This window comes from Bradyrhizobium sp. Leo114 (assembly GCF_055229415.2).
Window position 1 is genome coordinate 20,077 of sequence record NZ_JBUYEN020000051.1, and the last position, 19,648, is coordinate 39,724.

21 protein-coding genes are annotated in these 19,648 nt (G+C 64.1%); 9 read left to right on the forward strand and 12 right to left on the reverse strand.

What is annotated here, in order from left to right; genetic code table 11:
• The first annotated feature begins 8 nt into the window (after window positions 1–8).
• The 3 genes from ACZIRK_RS37405 to ACZIRK_RS37415 are packed head-to-tail and all read left to right on the forward strand — an operon-like array spanning window position 9 to window position 2,181.
• Window positions 9–668 carry a CoA pyrophosphatase gene (locus ACZIRK_RS37405; protein ID WP_474419224.1) on the forward strand — a complete coding sequence of 220 codons (660 nt, stop codon included), beginning with the start codon at window positions 9–11 and terminating at the stop codon, window positions 666–668.
• Window positions 665–928: a DUF6111 family protein gene (locus ACZIRK_RS37410; RefSeq protein ID WP_028167463.1), complete on the forward strand. Its 264-nt coding sequence runs from the start codon at window positions 665–667 to the stop codon at window positions 926–928. Before ACZIRK_RS37405 ends, ACZIRK_RS37410 begins: the two co-directional genes overlap by 4 nt.
• A complete protein-coding gene (locus tag ACZIRK_RS37415) occupies window positions 925–2,181 on the forward strand; it encodes a CCA tRNA nucleotidyltransferase (protein ID WP_474419225.1) in 1,257 nt (418 codons plus the stop codon). The genes ACZIRK_RS37410 and ACZIRK_RS37415 overlap by 4 nt, the downstream gene beginning before the upstream one ends.
• A 190-nt stretch (window positions 2,182–2,371) precedes the next feature.
• Here ACZIRK_RS37415 and ACZIRK_RS37420 read toward each other — a convergent pair whose 3' ends face one another.
• The 6 genes from ACZIRK_RS37420 to ACZIRK_RS37445 form a co-directional block, all read right to left on the reverse strand.
• The gene (locus tag ACZIRK_RS37420) at window positions 2,372–2,638 is read right to left on the reverse strand and encodes a YodC family protein (protein WP_130228185.1); all 267 of its coding nucleotides are present in this window, start codon (window positions 2,636–2,638) and stop codon (window positions 2,372–2,374) included.
• Window positions 2,639–2,767: 129 nt separating this feature from the next.
• Window positions 2,768–3,529, reverse strand: a complete 762-nt coding sequence (locus ACZIRK_RS37425) for an HAD family hydrolase (protein ID WP_051397101.1) — start codon at window positions 3,527–3,529, stop codon at window positions 2,768–2,770.
• On the reverse strand, window positions 3,513–4,400 hold the full coding sequence (gene hemF, locus ACZIRK_RS37430; protein ID WP_028167458.1) for an oxygen-dependent coproporphyrinogen oxidase: 888 nt from the start codon (window positions 4,398–4,400) through the stop codon (window positions 3,513–3,515). Before hemF ends, ACZIRK_RS37425 begins: the two co-directional genes overlap by 17 nt.
• Before the next feature lie 2 nt (window positions 4,401–4,402).
• Window positions 4,403–4,768, reverse strand: a complete 366-nt coding sequence (locus ACZIRK_RS37435) for a 6-pyruvoyl trahydropterin synthase family protein (RefSeq protein WP_130228187.1) — start codon at window positions 4,766–4,768, stop codon at window positions 4,403–4,405.
• Window positions 4,769–4,784: 16 nt separating this feature from the next.
• Window positions 4,785–5,417 carry a 7-carboxy-7-deazaguanine synthase gene (gene queE, locus ACZIRK_RS37440; protein WP_130228188.1) on the reverse strand — a complete coding sequence of 211 codons (633 nt, stop codon included), beginning with the start codon at window positions 5,415–5,417 and terminating at the stop codon, window positions 4,785–4,787.
• Window positions 5,414–5,884, reverse strand: coding sequence for a tRNA (cytidine(34)-2'-O)-methyltransferase (locus ACZIRK_RS37445; RefSeq protein WP_130228189.1), 471 nt, complete (start codon window positions 5,882–5,884; stop codon window positions 5,414–5,416). The genes queE and ACZIRK_RS37445 overlap by 4 nt, the downstream gene beginning before the upstream one ends.
• Window positions 5,885–6,160: 276 nt before the next feature.
• Here ACZIRK_RS37445 and petA point away from each other — a divergent pair, with 276 nt between their 5' ends.
• The 4 genes from petA to ACZIRK_RS37465 all read left to right on the forward strand — a co-directional run bounded on the left by petA (window position 6,161) and on the right by ACZIRK_RS37465 (window position 10,614).
• Window positions 6,161–6,691 carry a ubiquinol-cytochrome c reductase iron-sulfur subunit gene (petA, locus tag ACZIRK_RS37450; RefSeq protein WP_028167454.1) on the forward strand — a complete coding sequence of 177 codons (531 nt, stop codon included), beginning with the start codon at window positions 6,161–6,163 and terminating at the stop codon, window positions 6,689–6,691.
• A 61-nt stretch (window positions 6,692–6,752) separates the two neighbouring features.
• Window positions 6,753–8,825 carry a cytochrome c1 gene (locus tag ACZIRK_RS37455; RefSeq protein ID WP_474419226.1) on the forward strand — a complete coding sequence of 691 codons (2,073 nt, stop codon included), beginning with the start codon at window positions 6,753–6,755 and terminating at the stop codon, window positions 8,823–8,825.
• A gap of 125 nt (window positions 8,826–8,950) precedes the next feature.
• A complete protein-coding gene (locus ACZIRK_RS37460; protein WP_130228199.1) occupies window positions 8,951–9,625 on the forward strand; it encodes a dienelactone hydrolase family protein in 675 nt (224 codons plus the stop codon).
• 89 nt (window positions 9,626–9,714) lie between these two features.
• Complete coding sequence (locus ACZIRK_RS37465; RefSeq protein WP_130228191.1) at window positions 9,715–10,614, forward strand: NAD-dependent epimerase/dehydratase family protein; 900 nt, start codon at window positions 9,715–9,717, stop codon at window positions 10,612–10,614.
• On the opposite strand, the gene ACZIRK_RS37470 is transcribed toward ACZIRK_RS37465, so the two are convergent.
• Window positions 10,605–11,639 carry a VOC family protein gene (locus ACZIRK_RS37470; protein ID WP_130228192.1) on the reverse strand — a complete coding sequence of 345 codons (1,035 nt, stop codon included), beginning with the start codon at window positions 11,637–11,639 and terminating at the stop codon, window positions 10,605–10,607. The genes ACZIRK_RS37465 and ACZIRK_RS37470 overlap by 10 nt on opposite strands.
• A gap of 325 nt (window positions 11,640–11,964) precedes the next feature.
• On the opposite strand from ACZIRK_RS37470, the gene ACZIRK_RS37475 reads away from it, so the two are divergent.
• Together ACZIRK_RS37475 and ACZIRK_RS37480 are read left to right on the forward strand one after the other, a co-directional pair.
• Window positions 11,965–14,130: an anthranilate synthase component I gene (locus ACZIRK_RS37475; RefSeq protein ID WP_130228193.1), complete on the forward strand. Its 2,166-nt coding sequence runs from the start codon at window positions 11,965–11,967 to the stop codon at window positions 14,128–14,130.
• A gap of 117 nt (window positions 14,131–14,247) precedes the next feature.
• Complete coding sequence (locus ACZIRK_RS37480) at window positions 14,248–14,787, forward strand: adenine phosphoribosyltransferase (RefSeq protein ID WP_028167448.1); 540 nt, start codon at window positions 14,248–14,250, stop codon at window positions 14,785–14,787.
• Window positions 14,788–14,922: 135 nt separating this feature from the next.
• On the opposite strand, the gene ACZIRK_RS37485 is transcribed toward ACZIRK_RS37480, so the two are convergent.
• From ACZIRK_RS37485 to ACZIRK_RS37505, 5 genes are all read right to left on the reverse strand, one after another.
• On the reverse strand, window positions 14,923–15,591 hold the full coding sequence (locus ACZIRK_RS37485; protein WP_130228194.1) for a P-loop NTPase family protein: 669 nt from the start codon (window positions 15,589–15,591) through the stop codon (window positions 14,923–14,925).
• 60 nt (window positions 15,592–15,651) lie between these two features.
• Window positions 15,652–16,401 carry a P-loop NTPase family protein gene (locus ACZIRK_RS37490; RefSeq protein WP_130228195.1) on the reverse strand — a complete coding sequence of 250 codons (750 nt, stop codon included), beginning with the start codon at window positions 16,399–16,401 and terminating at the stop codon, window positions 15,652–15,654.
• 167 nt (window positions 16,402–16,568) lie between these two features.
• A complete protein-coding gene (locus tag ACZIRK_RS37495; RefSeq protein ID WP_130228196.1) occupies window positions 16,569–17,786 on the reverse strand; it encodes a M48 family metallopeptidase in 1,218 nt (405 codons plus the stop codon).
• 149 nt (window positions 17,787–17,935) lie between these two features.
• A complete protein-coding gene (locus ACZIRK_RS37500; protein ID WP_028167444.1) occupies window positions 17,936–18,496 on the reverse strand; it encodes a LemA family protein in 561 nt (186 codons plus the stop codon).
• A 107-nt stretch (window positions 18,497–18,603) separates the two neighbouring features.
• On the reverse strand, window positions 18,604–19,572 hold the full coding sequence (locus tag ACZIRK_RS37505; RefSeq protein WP_130228197.1) for a small ribosomal subunit Rsm22 family protein: 969 nt from the start codon (window positions 19,570–19,572) through the stop codon (window positions 18,604–18,606).
• Window positions 19,573–19,648: the final 76 nt, after the last annotated feature.

Genomic DNA, 19,648 nt, shown 5'->3' on the forward strand with positions numbered 1-19,648 from the left:
ACGAGCCGATGCTGAAGACGGAGCCGGCGACGATCAGCTCGGCGGAGTTTTTCGCGCGCAGCCATGCGCGGCTGAATTTCGACGTCCCGCCCGGCCTGATCGATCCGAACATCATTCCGAGGACCGGCGACTCCGGCAATGACCGCATGCTCGAGATCGTCGCGCACGAACAGCCGGTGCGGCCCGCCGCGGTGCTGATCCCGGTGGTCGATCGCGATGAGCCGACGGTGCTGCTGACGCAGCGCTCGGAGCATTTGAGCAGCCATGCCGGCCAGATCTCATTCCCCGGCGGCAAGATCGACGCGACGGATGCCTCTCCGCTCGATGCCGCGCTGCGCGAGGCCAATGAGGAAGTCGGGCTCACGCGCGACTTCATCGAGCCGCTCGGCTATCTCGATCTCTACGGCACGGCATTTGGTTTTCGTATCCTGCCGACGGTGGCGCGGGTGAAGCCCGGCTTCAGGCTCAAGATCAACGAGGGTGAAGTCGTCGACGCGTTCGAGGTCCCGCTTTCGTTCCTGATGAACCCGGCGAACCATCAGCGCCACAGCAAGGAATTCCGCGGCATCGAGCGCTCCTATTATGCGATGCCCTTTGCCGAACGTTACATCTGGGGCGCGACCGCCGGGATCCTGCGCGTATTGTACGAACGGATCTACCTGCCATGATCCGTCCGGTATTGACCGAGATCGGAATCTTCCTCATCCCTTTCGCAGTCTATGCCGTGTTCCTCATTGCAACGCGCTCCGGCGTCTTGGCGAAATCTTCCTGGCCTTTGCCTTTGATTGCGAAGCTGGTGCTGGGTGCGCTGCTGCTGGTCGTGGTCAGTTTCGTGCTGCTCGCCCATTTCTCCGGCGCGCCGCCGAATTCGACCTATGTCCCCGCTCATATCGAGAATGGCAAGCTCGTGCCCGGAGTTGAGAAATGACGCATGCACGCGCGCTGGAGCAGGCGCCTTGGCTGAGATCGGGACCCACGGCACGCGTGCTCGCGTTGCTTAACGCAGACGGTGAGGAAGCGCGTGTGGTCGGCGGCGCGGTGCGCAACGCGCTGCTGCACAGGCCGATCGGCGACATCGATCTCGCGACCACGGCAGTCCCTGAGGAGGTGATGCGCCGCGCCAAGGCCGTAGGAATCAAGAGCGTGCCGACCGGCATCGAGCATGGCACGGTGACGCTGGTCGTCGACAAGCATCCGTTCGAGGTCACGACCCTGCGCGAGGATACCGAAACCTATGGCCGCAAGGCCAAGGTCGCATTCGGCCGCGACTGGGCGCGCGATGCCGAGCGGCGCGACTTCACCATCAACGGCCTTTCGGTCGATGCAGCCGGCGTGGTGCACGACCATGTCGGCGGGCTCGACGATATCGCCGCTCGCCGCGTGCGCTTCATCGGCGATCCCGCTCAGCGCATCGCCGAGGACTACTTGCGCATCCTGCGCTTCTTTCGCATGCATGCGGCCTACGGCGCCGGCGATCCCGATCGCGCCGGCTATCTTGCCTGCATCGCCGGCCGTGCCGGCCTGGCGCAGCTTTCGGCGGAGCGCGTGCGCATGGAAGTGCTCAAGCTCGTGGTCGCCGACGGCGCGGTGACCGCGGTCACCGCGATGGCCGATGGCGGCCTGCTGCAGATGATCCTGGGCAGCGTCGGCTATACCGGGCCGTTCGCAGTCATGATCGCGGCCGAGCGCGAGCTCGGGCTCGAGGCGAGCGCGGTGCGCCGGCTCGGTGCGCTGGCGCTTGCCATCACCGAGGACGCAAGGCGCGTTGCCTCCAAGCTGCGGCTCACCAATGCCGAGGCGAAGGCGCTGGAAGCGATGGCGGATCGTTGGTGGCAGCTCGCCGGCATCGACGAGGCGGCGGCACGCCGCTGGCTCTACCGTCTCGGTGAGGCGGCCTATCTCGACCGGATGATGCTGGCCTGGGCGCGGATGAGCGATGGCCACGACATTGCTCGTTGGCGCGAACTGGCGCGCCTGCCGCAGCGCTGGCAGGCGCCGAAATTTCCGCTGAAGGCGGCCGATTTCATCGCGCGCGGGATTGCCGAGGGACCGGCGCTCGGCCATGTGCTGGCTGAGGCCGAGCAGGCGTGGCTGGCCGCGGAATTTCCGCTCGACCACGCGGCGCTCGCGGCGATCGCCGACGAGACGGTCGCCCGTTTCACCCACGACCACCGATTGTGATGCCGCCGCGATCACGGGCGGTATCGTGATGATCTCATTGGTGCTGAAGTAATGCCGTAGCCCGGGTGGAGCGCAGCGTAACCCGGGGACGGTCTTCAGCATCGATGGAGCTGTCCCGGGTTGCGCTACACTCCACCCGGGCTACGAAGCTCCTTACTGCGACTGAGCGCCAAGCTCCGACGGCAGTAGCTTAAGCGACCTTGCCCTTGCGGTGATCGTCTTCGTCCTCATCGTCGTCTTCTTCCTCGTCGTCGTCTTCTTCGTCTTCCTCGTCGTCGTCCTCTTCCTCGTCATCGGGATTGGCAGCTTCGAGGACGGCAACGGGAAGCGTTTCCCGAAACAGATCGCCGTCGATACCCATCCAAACACACTCGACAGAGTCCTCGTTCACTTCCGCCACCGTAATCGGGTGCCCGCCCGATTTCAGCATCACCACATCGCCTGGTTTCAGTTCCATGGTCCACCCATCCTTCGCGTTGATCGACGCGCCGGCACGTTACAGAGCTGTCATGACAGTCCGATCACGAAGGAACGTCCCCACAGGATTTTGACGGGGATTGATCTGCGCGGCGAAGCGCGGGCGCCGTTACCGGTCTGCGCCGGGAAGCAGTTCCGTCAGGGAGCGGATGATGCGATTCGGCCTGACGGTCGATCCCGTGGGAAGACCATCCCCGTGCACGTCGATCCAGATCGCGTAAATGCCGAGCCGTTGCGGTGCGACGACCTCCCATTCCAGATTGTCGCCGATCATCCAGGTGTCCGCTGCGCTGACGCCGAGCGCATCCATGGCGTGCAGATAAGCGCGCTCTTCCGGCTTGCCGAAGCCGTGCTCGCCTTCGATCTGGATGTGATCGAAGCGGTGCGTCAGTGCGAAGCGCTCGATCTTGGCGCGTTGCATCAGCGCGGCGCCGTTGGTGACAAGCGCGAGCTTGATGCCGAGCGACCGCAGCCCGTCTATGGCGTCGTGCGCGCCGGGAAAGACAAAGATGCTTTCCTCGCGAAACGTCGTGAAGCGGTCGGCGATCCGGACGGCGAGGTCGTCTGAAAGGGGCGGGTGGCCGCTTGCGCGAAGCGTGGCGAAGCCGCCCCTGACCGTTTCGCGGCGCGCTTCCTCAAGTTTCAGGCGCCAGATCGGCTCCGCCGTGGACCAGAATTTCCGGGCGAAAGCGAGGATCGCGGCGGCAACGATCGGCGGATCCAGTGGCGCCAACTCATCGGCGAATTCGGCCGCGATCGTGTTCCAGGCGATCTCGGGCCGGGCATAGGCCGACAGGATGGTGTCGTCCATGTCGATCAGCATGGCGCGGGGGAGTTTGGTCACGATGGCGATCTCACGGCCATTTCGCATGCGGCGGCATCGACGACAGGATCGAGTCGACATTGCCGCCGGTCTTCAGGCCGAAAATCGTGCCGCGGTCGTAGAGCAGATTGAACTCGACATAGCGGCCGCGCCGGACCAGTTGCTCCTCGCGATCGTCGGCGGTCCATGCCGTCGCAAAATTGCTCCTGACCAGTTCGGGATAGATCTTCAGGAACGCGCGACCGACATCCTGGGTGAAGGCGAGGTCGGCGTCCCAGTCGCCGCTATCGTGCCAATCGTAGAAGATGCCGCCGATGCCGCGCGCCTCCTTGCGGTGCGGCAGGTAGAAATAGTCGTCGCACCATTTCTTGTATTTTTCATACGGCGCGATCCGCGCATGCGCATCGCAGGCCGACTGCATCGCGGCATGGAAGGCGAGCGCATCCGGATCGTCCTGCGTGCGCCGCCGGTCCAGCACCGGCGTGAGGTCGGCGCCGCCGCCGAACCACGCCTTGGTGGTGACGACGAAGCGGGTGTTCATATGCACCGCCGGCACGTTCGGATTGTGCAGATGCGCGATCAGCGAGATGCCCGAGGCCCAGAAGCGCGGATCATCCGCCGCGCCCGGGATCTGGGCGCGGAATTCGGGAGCGAACTCGCCATGCACGGTCGAACAGTGCACGCCGACCTTCTCGAACAAGCGCCCACGCATCATCGCCATCACACCGCCGCCGCCGGGCTTGCCGGTGTGGTCGGTGCGTTCCCACGGCGTGCGCACGAAGCGCCCGGCTTCGCCTGGATAGAGCCAAGCAGGCGCGTCATCCTCCAGCCGCTCAAAGGCCGCGCAGATATCGTCGCGCAGTATTTCAAACCAGGTTTTCGCGCGCGCCTTGCGCTGTTCGATGGCGGATTTGTCCATGCTCAAGCTTCCGGTCCGAAATAGGTGCAGCTCTCGTTGCAACTGTCGCGATGCACGCTGACGCGGGTGACCTTGCCCGCATGCTGCACCCGTTCGAAGATGAATCGCGACAGGTTTTCAAGGGTAGGCAGTCCAAGCGCCTCTATCTTGTTGAGGAACTTGTGGTCGAGCGTCGTCTGCACCTCGGCGATGCGGCGTTCGAGGAGGCCGAGGTCAAGCACCATGCCGGTCGCTGGGTCCGGTGTCCCGCGCACGGTCACTTCCGCACGAAACGAATGGCCATGAATCTCCTGGCTGCTCGCGCCAAGGGTCGTTCCGGTGAGCGCGTGCGCCGCCTCGAAGCGGAACGATTTCGTCAATTCCCACATCCTGAAAGTCCAACTCCTATCTGATGCCCAGCGTCTTGTGCGTCTGCACGCTCAGCCGCCATTGCGGGTGTTGCAAGCAATACTCGACCGCGCGCGCGGTGTTTTGAAGCGCATCAGGCCCATCCATCGGCTGTAGCGAGAAGCGTTCGAAATCGAGATCGACAAAGCGCTCCGGCGCGGCATCCTGCTGCGGATAGACCAGCTTCAACTCATTCCCCTTCCGCACCGCGAGTTCCGCGCCCGCCTTCGGGCTGACGCAGACCCAGTCCAGCCCGTCCGGCGGTGTGATTGTGCCATTGGTCTCGACGCCGATGGCAAAGCCGTGCGCATGCAGCGCGTCGATCAGCTCGGCGTCGACCTGCAGCAGCGGCTCGCCACCGGTCAGCACGACATAGCGGCCGACATTATCGCCCGTCCATTGCGCGGCGATGATGTCGGCAAGTGCTGCGGCACTCGCATAGCGGCCGCCGAGCGTGCCGTCGGTGCCGACAAAATCGGTGTCGCAGAATTGGCAGGTTGCGCTGGCGCGGTCCTGCTCGCGGCCGCTCCAGAGGTTGCAGCCGGCAAAGCGGCAGAACACCGACGCACGGCCGGCATGCGCGCCTTCGCCCTGCAGGGTCAGAAAAATCTCCTTGACCGCGTAGCTCACGGAATCTCCTTCAACGGCAGGCTGCGGGTCTGCCGCAAGGCCTCGCCGATCGCCATCGCCGCTGACATCGCGACATTGAGCGAGCGCATGGGCGGCTTGATCGGGATCACCAGCCGCGCATCGGCCGCCGCCACCACCGCGTCGGTGACCCCAGCGGATTCGCGCCCGAAGAGCAGTATATCGGAAGCGGCATAGCGAAAATCGAGGTAGGAACCGGCGACCTTGGTCGTGAACAGGATCAGCCGATAGCCGGCCTCGCGGCGCCATTCCTCGAATTTCGTCCAGGAATCATGGCGCATCAAACGGACGTGGTCGAGATAGTCCATTCCCGCCCGGCGGAAATGCCGATCTGAGATCGGGAAGCCTGCCGGCTCGATGATATGGGCCGCCACATCCAGGCAGGCGCACAGCCGCAGGATGGTGCCGGTGTTCTGTGGGATATCGGGCTGGAAGAGCGCGATCTGCATGGCCGTGGCGCTGGGTTAGGTACCGACGAAATGTCTCAAGAAAACAACGTTCGTCGCTCATTTAGTGCATTGCACGCCTGCGAGCCGATAGCGGGCTTGCGCTCGTCCGGCAAGGGTGCCAATAGAACGATTCTGGACTGCTATTCCGCCAGTAGGGAGGAGGGATAGTGGTTTTCTGCCGCCGCGGGGGGCCGCGGGCGCCGGCAGACCTCCCGGTTGCAATGGGCGCCACCGGGGCGGTTCCACCGGCTGCAGACAAGGAAAGGGCTTGGAATCGTGACGACAGCGTCTTCGGCGGACCATCCGACACGCCGTGATTTCCTTTATGTTGCAACGGGTGCTGCTGCGGCGGTGGGTGTAGCGGCGACGGTTTGGCCGCTCATCGACCAGATGAATCCGGACGCGGCGACCATCGCCGCCGGTGCGCCGATCGAGGTCGATCTGACGCCGATCGCCGAGGGGCAGGACATCAAGGTGTTCTGGCGCGGCAAGCCGATCTATATCAGCCACCGCACCAAGAAGCAGATCGACGAGGCGCGCAGCGTTCCGCTCTCGAGCCTGCCCGACCCGCAGACCGATGAGGCCCGCGTCAAGTCCGGCCATGACCAATGGCTGGTCGTGATCGGCATCTGCACCCATCTCGGCTGTATCCCGATCGCCCATGAGGGCAATTACGACGGATTTTTCTGCCCCTGCCATGGCTCGCAATACGACACCTCCGGTCGTATCCGCCAGGGGCCTGCGCCCGCCAATCTGGCGGTGCCGCCGTATCAGTTCGTTTCCGACACCAAAATCCAGATCGGCTAAGTCTCGGCCCAGCCCGAGGCTTCGACCGATCGCGTCGTCTTTACTTCTCAGGATCGCATCAATGAGCGGACCATCCGATTTTCAGCCGACCAATCCCGCCTTGAGGTGGATCGAGCGGCGACTGCCGATCTTCGGCCTCATGCACTCCTCCTTCGTGGCCTATCCTACGCCGCGCAACCTCAACTATTGGTGGACCTTCGGCGCCATTCTCTCGATGATGCTGGCGGTGCAGATCCTGACCGGCGTGATCCTGGCGATGCACTATACGCCGCATGCCGATCTTGCCTTCCGCTCGGTCGAGCTGATCGTGCGTGACGTCAACTACGGCTGGCTGCTCCGCAACATGCACGCCTGCGGCGCGTCGATGTTCTTCTTCGCCGTCTACATCCACATGTTCCGCGGCCTTTACTACGGGTCGTACAAGGAGCCGCGCGAGGTGCTGTGGATCCTCGGCGTCATTATCTATCTCTTGATGATGGCGACCGGCTTCATGGGTTACGTGCTGCCGTGGGGCCAGATGAGCTTCTGGGGCGCCACCGTCATCACCAACCTGTTCTCCGCCGTGCCCTATTTCGGCGAGAGCATCGTGACGCTGTTGTGGGGCGGCTACGCCGTCGGCAACCCGACGCTGAACCGCTTCTTCTCGCTGCACTATCTGTTGCCCTTCGTGATCGCCGGCGTCGTCGTGCTGCACGTCTGGGCGCTGCATGTGGCGGGTCAGAACAACCCGGCCGGCGTTGAGGCCAAGACCGAGAAGGACACGGTCGCCTTCACGCCCTACGCGACGATCAAGGACCTGTTCGGCGTCTCCTGCTTCCTGATCTTCTATTCCTGGTTCATCTTCTACATGCCGAACTATCTCGGCGATGCCGAGAACTACGTTCCGGCCAATCCCGGCGTAACGCCGGCGCATATCGTGCCGGAATGGTATTACCTGCCGTTCTACGCCATCCTGCGTTCGATCCCGAACAAGCTTGCGGGCGTGATCGCGATGTTCTCGGCGATCATCATCCTCTGCTTCCTGCCCTGGCTCGACAGCGCCAAGACCAGGTCGTCGAAGTACCGTCCGCTGGCCAAGCAGTTCTTCTGGATGTTCGTCGTCGTCTGCGTCCTGCTCGGCTATCTCGGCGCGCAGCCGCCGGAAGGCATCTATGTGATCGCCGGCCGCATCCTGACGGTCTGCTACTTCGCCTACTTCCTGATCGTGCTGCCGCTGCTCTCGCGGATCGAGACGCCGAGGCCGGTACCGAACTCGATCGCCGACGACGTGTTGGCGAAGACGGGCAGCAAGGCCGCGCCGATGGTCTCGACCGTGATCGCAATCATGATTGCGGGCGGGCTCTTGGTCGGCGGCGCGCAAAGCGCCAAGGCCGAGGGGGGCGAGGTCGCACCGGTGGCGCAGAAATGGTCGTTCTCAGGCCCTTTTGGCAAGTTTGACCGCGGCGCGGTGCAGCGCGGGTTGCAGGTGTACAAGGAGGTCTGCGCGACCTGCCACAGCCTGTCCTTCGTCGCGTTCCGCAACCTCGCCGATCCCGGCGGCCCCGGCTATTCGACGGCCCAGGCCGCCGCGTTCGCCTCCGACTACAAGATCAAGGACGGCCCGAACGACCAGGGCGAGATGTTCGAGCGTCCGGGCCGGCCGGCCGACTACTTCCCGTCGCCGTTCCCGAACGAGCAGGCGGCGCGTGCGGCCAACGGCGGCGCGGCTCCGCCCGATCTGTCGCTGATCACCAAGGCGCGTTCCTACAAGCGCGGCTTCCCCCTGTTCCTGATCGACTTCTTCACCCAGTATCAGGAGCAGGGCCCGGATTACGTTGATGCGATCCTGCAGGGTTTTGAAGAGAATCCGCCGGCCGGCGTGACCATCCCCGAGGGCTCCTACTACAACAAGTACTTCCCGGGCCACGCCATCAAGATGCCGAAGCCGCTGAGCGACGGTCAGGTCGCCTACACCGACGGTTCGCCGACCACGGTCGCGCAATATGCCCACGACGTCACGACCTTCCTGATGTGGACCGCGGAGCCACATATGGAAGCGCGCAAGCGGCTCGGGCTTCAGGTGTTCGTGTTCCTGATCCTGTTCTCGATCCTGATGTACTTCACCAAGAAGAAGGTCTGGGCCAACGCCCACTGATCGCGCTTTCGGCAACGTGATTTGAAAAAGCCCCCGCGGGGGCTTTTTTGCTGCCGCGATTGCGTCACGCGCGGTGAGTCGCCACAATGGCCGCCAATCTCCCCCTAAACATTCCGGAGGAATTCATGGGCACCACCATCACCTTCAAACGTCCGGACGGCAAGGACGCCAACGGTTACCTCGCCAACGCGGCGCGCGGCGATGCACCGGGCGTGGTCGTGATCCAGGAATGGTGGGGCCTGCAGGACCAGATCAAGGGCATGTGCGACCGCTTTGCGCGGGCCGGCTTCGACGCGCTGGCGCCTGATCTCTATAAGGGTACGGTGGTGCCGTATCACGACACCGATGCCGCGGGTCGCGAGATGAACTCGCTCGACTTCATGGACGCCACCACGCAGACCGTGCGCGGCGCCGCGCAATACCTGGCGCGGAACGGCGCCAAGGTCGGCCTCACCGGCTTCTGCCTCGGCGGCGCGGTGACCATCATCGGCGCCACCAAGATTCCGGAACTGACTGCCGGTGTCGTGTTCTACGGCATCCCGCCGGAGCAGGCGGCAAAGCCGGCCGACGTGAAGATCCCGCTGCAGGCGCATTTCGCCAACAAGGACGATTGGTGCACGCCGCAGGTGGTGGACGCCTTCGAGAAGGCCATGAAGGCCGCCGGCAAGTCGCTCGAGCTGTTCCGTTATGACGCCGAGCACGCCTTCGTCAACGAGCAGCGCATGTCGGTGCATGACCGCCAGGCCGCCGAACTCGCTTGGGGAAGGGCAACGGAGTTCTTCAAGAAGCATCTGGGCTGATCTTGCCCGTCCGCTTGTCGGAAAAGAGGGCGGAGCGATGAGGCGGCGAGGCCCTCACCGACCGCGAACTCCTCGCTGGAGAGGCCGGGATGAAAGTCTTTTGCACGGGCGCATCGGGCTATATCGGCGGATCGGTTGCGGCCCATCTTGTCGCCGCCGGACATCATGTGACCGGACTGGTTCGCTCCCTGGAAAAAGCCGATGCGGTTCGCATCCACGGCATCCAGCCGCTGTTCGGAACGCTGGATCACAAGGAATGTCTGGTGCAAGCGGCGCAAGCCGCTGACATCGTTATCAATGCGGCCAGTGCCGATCACAAGGGTGCCGTCGTTGCCCTGACCGGCGCTCTGGCTGGAACGGGCAAGCTGTTTATACATACCTCCGGATCGAGCATTGTCGGCACGCGTGCCAAGGGCCACCGATCCGACGAGATCTTCGACGAAGATACGCCGATCACCCCGTCGCCAGCCCGCGCAGCACGGGTTGCGCTCAACGAATACATTCTCTCTCACCGCGAGAAGGGTAGCCATCCGGTCATCATCTGTCCGAGCCTGATCTACGGTCTCGGTCATGGCGCCGAACCGCACAGCATGCAGGTCCCCCTGCTCATCTCCCTTGCCAGAAAGCGTGGTTGTGCGGCCCATGCCGGGCCCGGCGAGAACGTCTGGTCAAACGTCCACATCGACGACCTGGTGACGCTCTACGCGCTCGCCATCGAGAAGGCCCCGGCCGGGGCTTTCTATTTCGCCGAGAACGGCGAGAACTCGATGCGCGAAATCTGCGAGGCCATCAATACCATGCTGGGGTTTGATCGGCCGCCGTCGGCGATGTCGATGGAAGAGGCTGCCTCCGAATGGGGGGAGGGCGTCGCCGAGGACACGATGGGCTCGAACAGCCGGGTGCGAGGCGTGCGTGCGCGGCGGCAGCTCGACTGGGAGCCGAAGGCCCGCAATCTGCTCGAAGAGATCGAACAGGGGTGTTATCGGTAACCGGAATCCGAGAGACGATTGTCAGACCGTTCCTTTGCGATCCCGTCCCACCACGGACAGGTGCCTGACATGAGCTTGAAATTGCCCTGCATCACCTGCACCGGCGCGCGGCGGCCTTGGGCGGCGGCGTGCATCCGCATCTCGCGGGCGAGCTCGCGGTCCCTAGCCGGCAGCCAGACGCGCTCATGACCCCACAGGCTCGGACCGTCCTGCATCTCGTAAGGCTGCCACGTCGCCGGATCGATCTCGCGGCCGCCCCAGCCGCATTCGATCATGAAGGATGACGGCGTCCTCGCGTAGAACGAGGTCATGAAGTCGTTGGTGTGGCGGCCGAGCGAGGTGCCGATGCGATCGGGCTGGCTCAGCGCCACGTCGTAAGCTTGCCCAACATCGTCGAGCGAGAACATCTCGACCATCAGATGATGCATGCCACTCTTCCCGGTCTCGATCAGCGCCAGACTATGATGGCGCGGGTTGACGTGGAAGAAATAGGCGCGAAACGGCTTCAGGATGTAGTCGGAAAGCCCGAAGCCGAGCACGTCGACATAGAACGCCAGCATCGGATCGATGCGCTCGACCGTCAGCACGGCGTGCCCGAGCCCGAGCGGTCCGGTGCGGAAGCCCGATATCGCGCGGCCCGGCTTGAACGGCGCGGCATCGACCTCGGCGCCATAAAACGCTTCCAGCCGGTTGCCTTCGGGATCGTGGAAGGAGATCAGGCCGCGCACATGCCTGGCATCGGCGAGCGCTTGCGGCTCGGCGGTCACCGCGACGCCGGCTTGCTCGAGCCGGGCGGCGAGCTCATCCAGTGCCGCCGCATCCGCCACCTCCCAGCCGAAGAAGCGCGATCCTTCCGGAGCGGTGCGATCGATCACGATGCGTTGTTTGCGATCGTCCATCCGGAAGGCGAGCAGGGAGTTGCCGCGCTCGACCGCCTGCAGGCCGACGAGCGTGGTGCCGAATTCCCGCCAGTCGTCGAGCTCGGCCGCGCCGAACCCGGCATATCCGAGACCCAATAGCCCCATATGCGCCTCCCTTGTTGTCCATCGGGGCGGTTGGCCTGCCCTTCTTGGGCATCAAACTTACGCGAATTCGCAGGCCTTCAAACCCCAAAGATGGGTTTTTGAGCAGGCCGCCGGCAGTGCCCATCCCTTGACATCGCTCCCGCCGGGTGGTGTTTAGCGGGTTATGAGCACCGTTGCCCACCCATCCTGTCTTTGGTGGCCCACCTCCTCATAGGTGGCCGGTGCGATTTCATTTAAAATATCGTCGAAGGTCGCCATCGCAGTGCGACGGTCCCTTCGGTTGTCCTGTGTGGCGCTCCCTCGTTAAGTCTCGTAAGAGGAACACATGAACAGGACAGTCTTCTCCCTGCCGGCGAAAAGCGAGTACCGCACCAGTGGCGGGCTTGCGGTCACCCGTGTGGTCGAACAGTTCACCGGCAATGCCGGCCGCCTCGATGACCTCATTGATCTGCTCGACCGCCGCCGCGGCGTCGTGCTGTCCTCGGGCACAACCGTGCCGGGGCGCTACGAGAGTTTCGATCTCGGCTTCTCCGATCCGCCGCTAGCGTTGGAGACGTCAGGCACGAACTTCTCGCTAGCAGCGCTGAACAAGCGTGGCGAGGTGCTGATCGCCTTCCTCGGCGACGTCCTGCGCGAGCCCTGCATCGTCATCACCGAAAAGAGCGCGGCGCGCCTCGCGGGCCATATCATCCGCGGCGAAGCCCCAATCGAAGAAGACCAGCGCACCCGGCGCGCCAGCGTGATGTCGCTGGTGCGCGACCTCGTGGCGGCCTTCTCGTCCAATGCGGATCCGCTGCTCGGTCTGTTCGGCGCCTTCGCCTACGACCTCGTGTTCCAGATCGAGGACCTCGTGCAGAAACGGCCGCGCGAGGCCGACCAGCGCGACATCGTGCTGTACGTGCCCGATCGGCTGCTCGCCTATGACCGCGCCACCGGCCGTGGCGTGGTGCTGACTTACGATTTTGCCTGGAACGGCAAGTCGACCGAGGGCCTGCCGCGCGAGACCGCCGAGAGCCGTTACGTCAAGACGGATCGGCAAGGTTTTGCGGATCACGCGCCCGGCGAGTATCAGGCGACGGTGGAGGTCGCGCGCGCGGCGTTCGCCCGCGGCGATCTGTTCGAGGCGGTGCCCGGCCAGCTCTTCGCCGAGCCCTGCGAGCGTTCCCCGGCGGAAGTGTTTCAGCGGCTGTGCCGCATCAACCCGTCGCCCTATGGCGCGCTGATGAATCTGGGCGAGGGCGAATTCCTGGTGTCGGCTTCGCCGGAAATGTTCGTTCGCTCCGACGGCCGGCGCGTGGAGACCTGTCCGATCTCGGGCACCATCGCCCGCGGCAGCGACGCGATCGGCGATGCCGAGCAGATCCGCCAGCTCCTGAACTCGGAGAAGGACGAGTTCGAGCTCAACATGTGTACCGATGTCGACCGCAACGACAAGGCGCGCATATGCGTGCCCGGCACCATCAAGGTGCTGGCGCGCCGCCAGATCGAGACCTACTCAAAACTGTTCCATACGGTCGATCACGTCGAGGGCATGCTGCGTCCGGGCTTCGATGCGCTCGATGCCTTCCTCACCCATGCCTGGGCGGTGACCGTGACCGGCGCGCCGAAATTGTGGGCGATGCAGTTCGTGGAAGACCACGAGCGCTCGCCGCGGCGCTGGTATGCCGGCGCGATCGGCTGCGTGAATTTCGACGGCAGCATCAATACCGGGCTCACCATCCGCACCATCCGCATGAAGGATGGGCTGGCGGAGGTTCGCGTCGGCGCCACCTGTCTGTTCGATTCGGACCCGGCGGCCGAAGACCGCGAATGCCAGGTGAAGGCCGCAGCCCTGTTCCAGGCGTTGCGTGGCGATCCGCCGAAGCGGCTCTCCAGCATTGCCCCCGATGCCACCGGCTCCGGCAAGAAGGTGCTTCTGATCGACCACGACGACAGCTTCGTGCATATGCTGGCGGATTATTTCCGCCAGGTCGGCGCCGCCGTCACCGTGGTCCGGCACATCCATGCCCAGGAGATGCTGAAGCAGAAGAGCTGGGACCTGCTGGTGCTCTCGCCCGGTCCGGGGCGGCCGGAGGATTTCGGGATCGGAAAGACCATCGGCACCGCGATCGAGAAGAAGCTGCCGATCTTCGGCGTGTGCCTGGGCGTGCAGGCGATCGGCGAATATTTCGGCGGCCAGCTTGGCCAGCTCGGCCAGCCCGCCCATGGCCGCCCCTCGCGCATCCAGGTGCGGGGCGGCCGGTTAATGCAAAATTTGCCGAACGAGATCGTGATTGGCCGCTACCATTCGCTTTATGTCGAGCGCCAGAGCGTGCCTGATGTATTGTCGGTGACGGCGACCACGGAGGACGGCATCGCGATGGCGATCGAGCACAAGACCTTGCCGGTCGGCGGCGTGCAGTTCCATCCGGAATCGCTGATGTCGCTCGGCGGCGAGGTGGGCCTGCGCATCGTGGAAAACGCGTTCCGGCTGGATGCGGAGGCGAATTGAGGGGACCGGTCATTGCGAGCGAAGCGAAGCAATCCATATCTCCACCTGCGGAGACATGGATTGCTTCGTCGCTATCGCTCCTCGCAATGACGGTGGAGACACGAAAGCGAGACAGCAATGACATTTGACCTCGACCTGAAGGCCGCCGTTCGTACCATTCCGGACTATCCGAAGCCCGGCATCCTGTTCCGCGATATCACCACGCTGCTTGCGGACGCCCGCGCGTTCCGACGGGCGGTGGATGAATTGGTGCATCCATGGGCCGGCTCGAAGATCGACAAGGTCGCCGGCATCGAAGCCCGCGGCTTCATCCTCGGCGGCGCGGTGGCGCACCAGGTCTCGGCCGGTTTCGTGCCGATCCGCAAGAAGGGCAAGCTGCCGCACACCACAGTGCGGATCGCCTATTCGCTGGAGTACGGCCTCGACGAAATGGAGATGCATGCCGACGCCGTGCATCCCGGCGAGCGCGTGATCCTGGTCGATGATCTCATCGCCACCGGCGGCACCGCGGAGGGCGCGGTCAAGCTCCTGCGCCAGATCGGTGCCAACGTCGTCGCCGCCTGCTTCATCGTCGACCTGCCCGAACTCGGCGGCGCCGCCAAGCTGCGCGCGATGGATGTCCCGGTGCGGACGCTGATGGCTTTCGAAGGGCATTGACGCTGCCCTCGCGTAGAGGCCGTAGGGTGGGCAAAGCGAAGCGTGCCCACCATCGCGAGCGCGGTGCTGGATGGTGGGCACGGCGCCAGTGCGCCTTCGCCCACCCTACGGCACTGTAGCCCTACGGCTACGAAGCTACGACCGCTGCAGCATCACGCTTAGTTCGAGATCGCGGAAGATCGTGTAATTGCGCCGGATCCACTGATGCAACTCGGTGGACGAGTCCTTCTCGTGCCGGAGATAGCCGGTGAAGGAGAAGTTCAGCCGGTCGATATAGGTCTTCAGGAACACCGGCAGCGCGCTGAAGCGGAGCACCCGGCCTTGGCCCATGGCCGCGGGCAGTTCGCCGCGCACCACGAATTCGTTGTCAATGGTCATCAGCGCCCGCGGCGGGATCTGCTGGCGCAGCATCTCGTAGCTGCGTGCGGAGGCACGGTCGGTATCGGCGACGAACAGGATGACCGGCGCGACGTGGCGGCGCAGCGCTTCCTTCATGAAGCCGATTTCGTCGATCATCTTGAAGAATTCGTCGAAGGCGTGGTAGCCGAGGTCGATCACCTTCGCCAGCCCGTCATTGACGATCAGCCGGTCCATCAGCTGCATCTTGCCGTAGGTGTCGATGACATCTGCCGTCTCGGTGGTCCTGGGCAGGTAATCGAGCAGCGACGGCTCCTTCAGGTTGATGTCGAAGGACATCACATCGCCGTTCTTCAGCAGCAGAAATTCGCTCAAGAGCCGCGCGACCAGGGTCTTGCCGACCTGGGGGCGGGGCGAGCAAATGATGTAGACGGGCGTAGCTGACATCGCCTGCTATATCAGGCGATTTTCCTGCCTAATCCAGCCCCGCATCCCCCGGAGGCGCGACTATTTTTCGCCGCCGCGCGTCACCGACTTGGCACCGACCAGATCGGTCAGCTTGATGCGGTCGAACTCGCTCCAGACATTGGCGAGCCAGTGCCGGACATAGCCGCGGAGCACGAACGAATAGTTCGCGGCTTCGTCGTGCGGGCCCTTGTTGGCGACGAATTTGAGGAACGGGACGGAAGCGACCTCGACCTGCTCATAGGCCATCTCGTTCAGCTTCGGGATGGTCAGGTCGGTGGCATCCTTGATGCGGTGGAAATAGGAATTGTAGGTCGACTGGTCCCACTGGAAGAACTGGGTGTCGTTGATGAAGTTCTTCACCAGGAAGTATTTCGCGCCGTTCATGAAATTGGCGGTCTCGGCGATCTCGTCCAGCGAGGCGATCGAGGGGCCGAGGATATGGAACACCGCGAAGGTGATCTGGCCGGACCGGGCCGCATCCAGGAAGCCGATGTCGCGGAGCGAGGCCAGCGCCGGCGATAGCAGGCCGGCGCGGACGTCGATCACGGTGACCATGGAGCCGGCGTTAAGCGTGTCGAAGATCTTCATCTGGTCCGCGGTCGTCGTCATATCGACGATCTCGGTGATCTCAGGATGGAAGCGCTTCAGCGTTCCCCGCGGGGATTCGGTGTCGAAGGCCCGAGTCCCGACGTTGTTCGCGTTGAAATAATCCAGAAGCGTCCGAGATACGGTCGTCTTGCCGACCCCACCCTTGTCCGCGCCCACCACAATCACGACTGGCTTTGCCATGGAAATCCCTTAAGACACGCCCCCGACCGCGAGGGCGCGATCGGCAAGTCCCCATTCCTGCTTTGGGCGCGAACATGGCAGAAACAAGGGAGAATTCAATTCCTTGAATGCCAAGTGACGCGTTTGGTAGGAATTTTCTTAATGAGTTGAAGGGCGTTAGGCCACAATCAAAAATGTCGGCCCCAAGGCCCCTGAAGCGGACCCTGACCAGGCTGTTGCTGCGAGTGGCCGGCCGGCTCGGCTGCGTCGTCCCAGGGGCCGCGCGAAGGGCCGCGCGGAGCGGGAGGCGGAAGTTCGCCTTGTGCCGACGGTTCCTGTGCACCTTCTTCGGGACTAGCTGCGGGATCGTCCGGCAGGGCGGTCGGCCCGGGATCATGGCCGCCGGCGAACTTCACCAATGCGTCCACCCGCGATTGTACCGACGGATGGGTCGCAAACAGGTCGGCGAAGCCCTCCCGCGGATTGTCCACGCATAGTTCCATCACCGCCGAAGTCGCACCCGGCAACTCGCCGCGATTTTCGATCTTGCGCAGGGCCGAGATCATCGCATCGGGGTTCTTGGTCAGTTCCACCGACCCGGCATCCGCCAGATACTCGCGCGATCGCGACAGCGCCAGCTTGACGACCTGCGACAACAGCCACGCCGCCACGATCAGGACAATGGCGATGATGATCACGATGATGGCGCCGCCACCGGAGCCCTTGCGGTCGGATGAAGACGACGAGGAGGAGGATGACGAAGACGAAGAAGACGACCAGCCGCCGCCGGTTGAATTCCAGGACAGGTTGGTGAACATCCGGAAGAACAGTTCGCCGAAGAAGCCGACCGCGCCGGCGATGATGACCGCGATCACCATCAACTGCACGTCGCCGTTGCGGATGTGGGTGAGTTCGTGGCCGAGCACGGCCTCGATCTCCTGGTCGTTCAACGCCTGCAACAGCCCCGTGGTGACCGTGACGGAATATTGGCGCCGGTTCAGCCCGCTCGCGAAGGCGTTCAGCGCGGGGCTGTTCATGATCTTCAGCTTCGGCATCGGGATGCCGCGCGAGATGCAGAGATTTTCCAGGAGATTATAGAGCCGCGGCTCTTGCTGCCGCGTCACGCTCTGGCCGCCGGTGACGGCGTCGATCATGTTCTGGTGGAAGAAATACGCGATCGCGATCCACAGCGCCGCGCCGATCGTGGCATAAGGGGAAGCCGAGATCAGGTCGTGCAGCGCCCGCGTCAGGTAATCGTCGACTGAGCGGCCGCCGTCGATCATGACCTCCGCGACCAGCGCGCCGGCATAGACCAGCACGTAGATCAGGACGAACAGCCCGGCGAGCAGAAGCATCGAACGAAACTTGTTCGACGCGATATGGGTGTAGAGACCGTAGGCGGCCATGCTGGACGTCCGCTAACCACCGTCATTCCGGGGCGCGCGAAGCGCGAGCCCGGAATCCATCGTGCCGCAGGCGATGCGGTGAAATGGATTCCGGGCCTGCGCCTTGCGGCGCATCCCGGAATGACGGAGAAGATGTAGTGTCATCTCGCCTAGAACTTCACGCTCGGCGCGGTCTCGACTTCGGCGCGGCTGGCGCCTAGGTCGAAGAAATCCTTGCGGGTGAAGCCGAACATGCCGGCGAACAAAGCGGCCGGCATCTGCTGGATGCCGGTGTTGTACTCCTGGACCGCGTTGTTGAAGAAGCGGCGGCTGGCCGCGATCTTGTTCTCGAGGTCGGAGAGCTCGCTTGCGAGCTGCTGGAAATTGGCGTTGGCCTTCAGGTCCGGATAGGCTTCCGACAGCGCGATCAGGCGGCCGAGGGCGCCGCTTAGCTGGTTCTCGGCGGCGGAGACCTGCGCCGGTCCCTGCGCTGAGATCGCGGAGTTGCGCGCCTTGATCACATCATCCAGCGTGCCGCGCTCGTGCGACGCATAGCCCTTTACGGTCTCGACCAGATTCGGCACCAGGTCGTGGCGCTGCTTGAGCTGGACGTCGATGTCGGCGAAGGCTTGGTTGACGCGCTGGCTCAGCGCCACCAAACGGTTGTAGGCGGCAAACGCAAACAGCACGAGGACGACGATGACGCCGAGAACGATCCAGCCGGTCGACATGGAAAAACTCCTGATGGGATTGCGCGCAGAGCCTAGACGAAAATCGTGGCACGCGTCAGCCTGCCCAGCGACAGGCATGCTTTGGTCGGATCGGGCAGGGAATTAGTTCAAGCGTTCGGCACGGCATCGCCCCATCGCCAGCGCCGGGCGTGGGCATAGTCGGCCTTGGCGCGGCGGGGGATCTTTGCAAACGAGAGGCCGGCCGGTGTGCAGAGCTTTGCAGTCACTTCCGCTTTGCCGACTACGGGTTGCGCCAGTACGCGGGACGGGCGGTTCGCGCTGGGTGTCCGCGTCAGCGCGACATAGGCAAACCGCTCGTCCTCGAACGGCACCTCGGCGCCCTTTACCTGCATGTGCGCGCGCGAGCGGGAGAGCCGCTGGCTGAAATGGCACCAGTCTGGCGCCTGAAGCGGGCATTGTTCGTCGTGCGGGCAGGGCGCTGCGACATGTGCGCCGGCCGCGATCAGTTCCGCCCGCAGCGCGATGATCCGCGCATAGCCCGCGGGCGTGCCAGGTTCGACGATCACAAGCGCCTCGCCCGCCTTTTCCCACATCAGGCGTGCGAGCGCGGCTCGCTCGGTCTCATCGATCTCGCCGACCATGTAGCTCGCGACGACAATATCCGCCGGTTCGGCGTCGGCGAGCAGCTTCCGCGCCGGCCCCAACTCATAGCGCGCGTCGCGCAGCCGCGTGCCGGCGAGCCCAAGCGCCAGTGCGCGCAAGCTGGCGTTGGCATCGAGCAGGGCGAAGCGTTGCAGCGACGAGAAGGCTTGCGCCGCCGCCCAGCTCGCCGTAGCCGGCCCGGCGCCGATATCGAGCAGCGACGTCGGCGCGAAATCCGGCCTGATTTCGACGAGCGCATTCAGGCTGGCGGCGACGGCCGCGTAGGTCGCGGGCATCCGCGCCAGCGCATAGGCGAGCGCATCGGTCTCTGATTTGATCGTGCCCGAGCCGCCGCCGTCGCGGTAGGTCCGCGAGATCGCGGCGGCGCGACTTGCTGCCTCATTGCGCGAAACCCCCTGCAGCCTCGCGTCGAGTGCCGCTTTCAGTTCGGCGGGAAGGTCGGGCGAGATCATTTGTAGCGCACCATCCCTCCGTCATTGCGAGCGAAGCGAAGCAATCCATGGCGCCGCTTGCGGAGAGATGGATTGC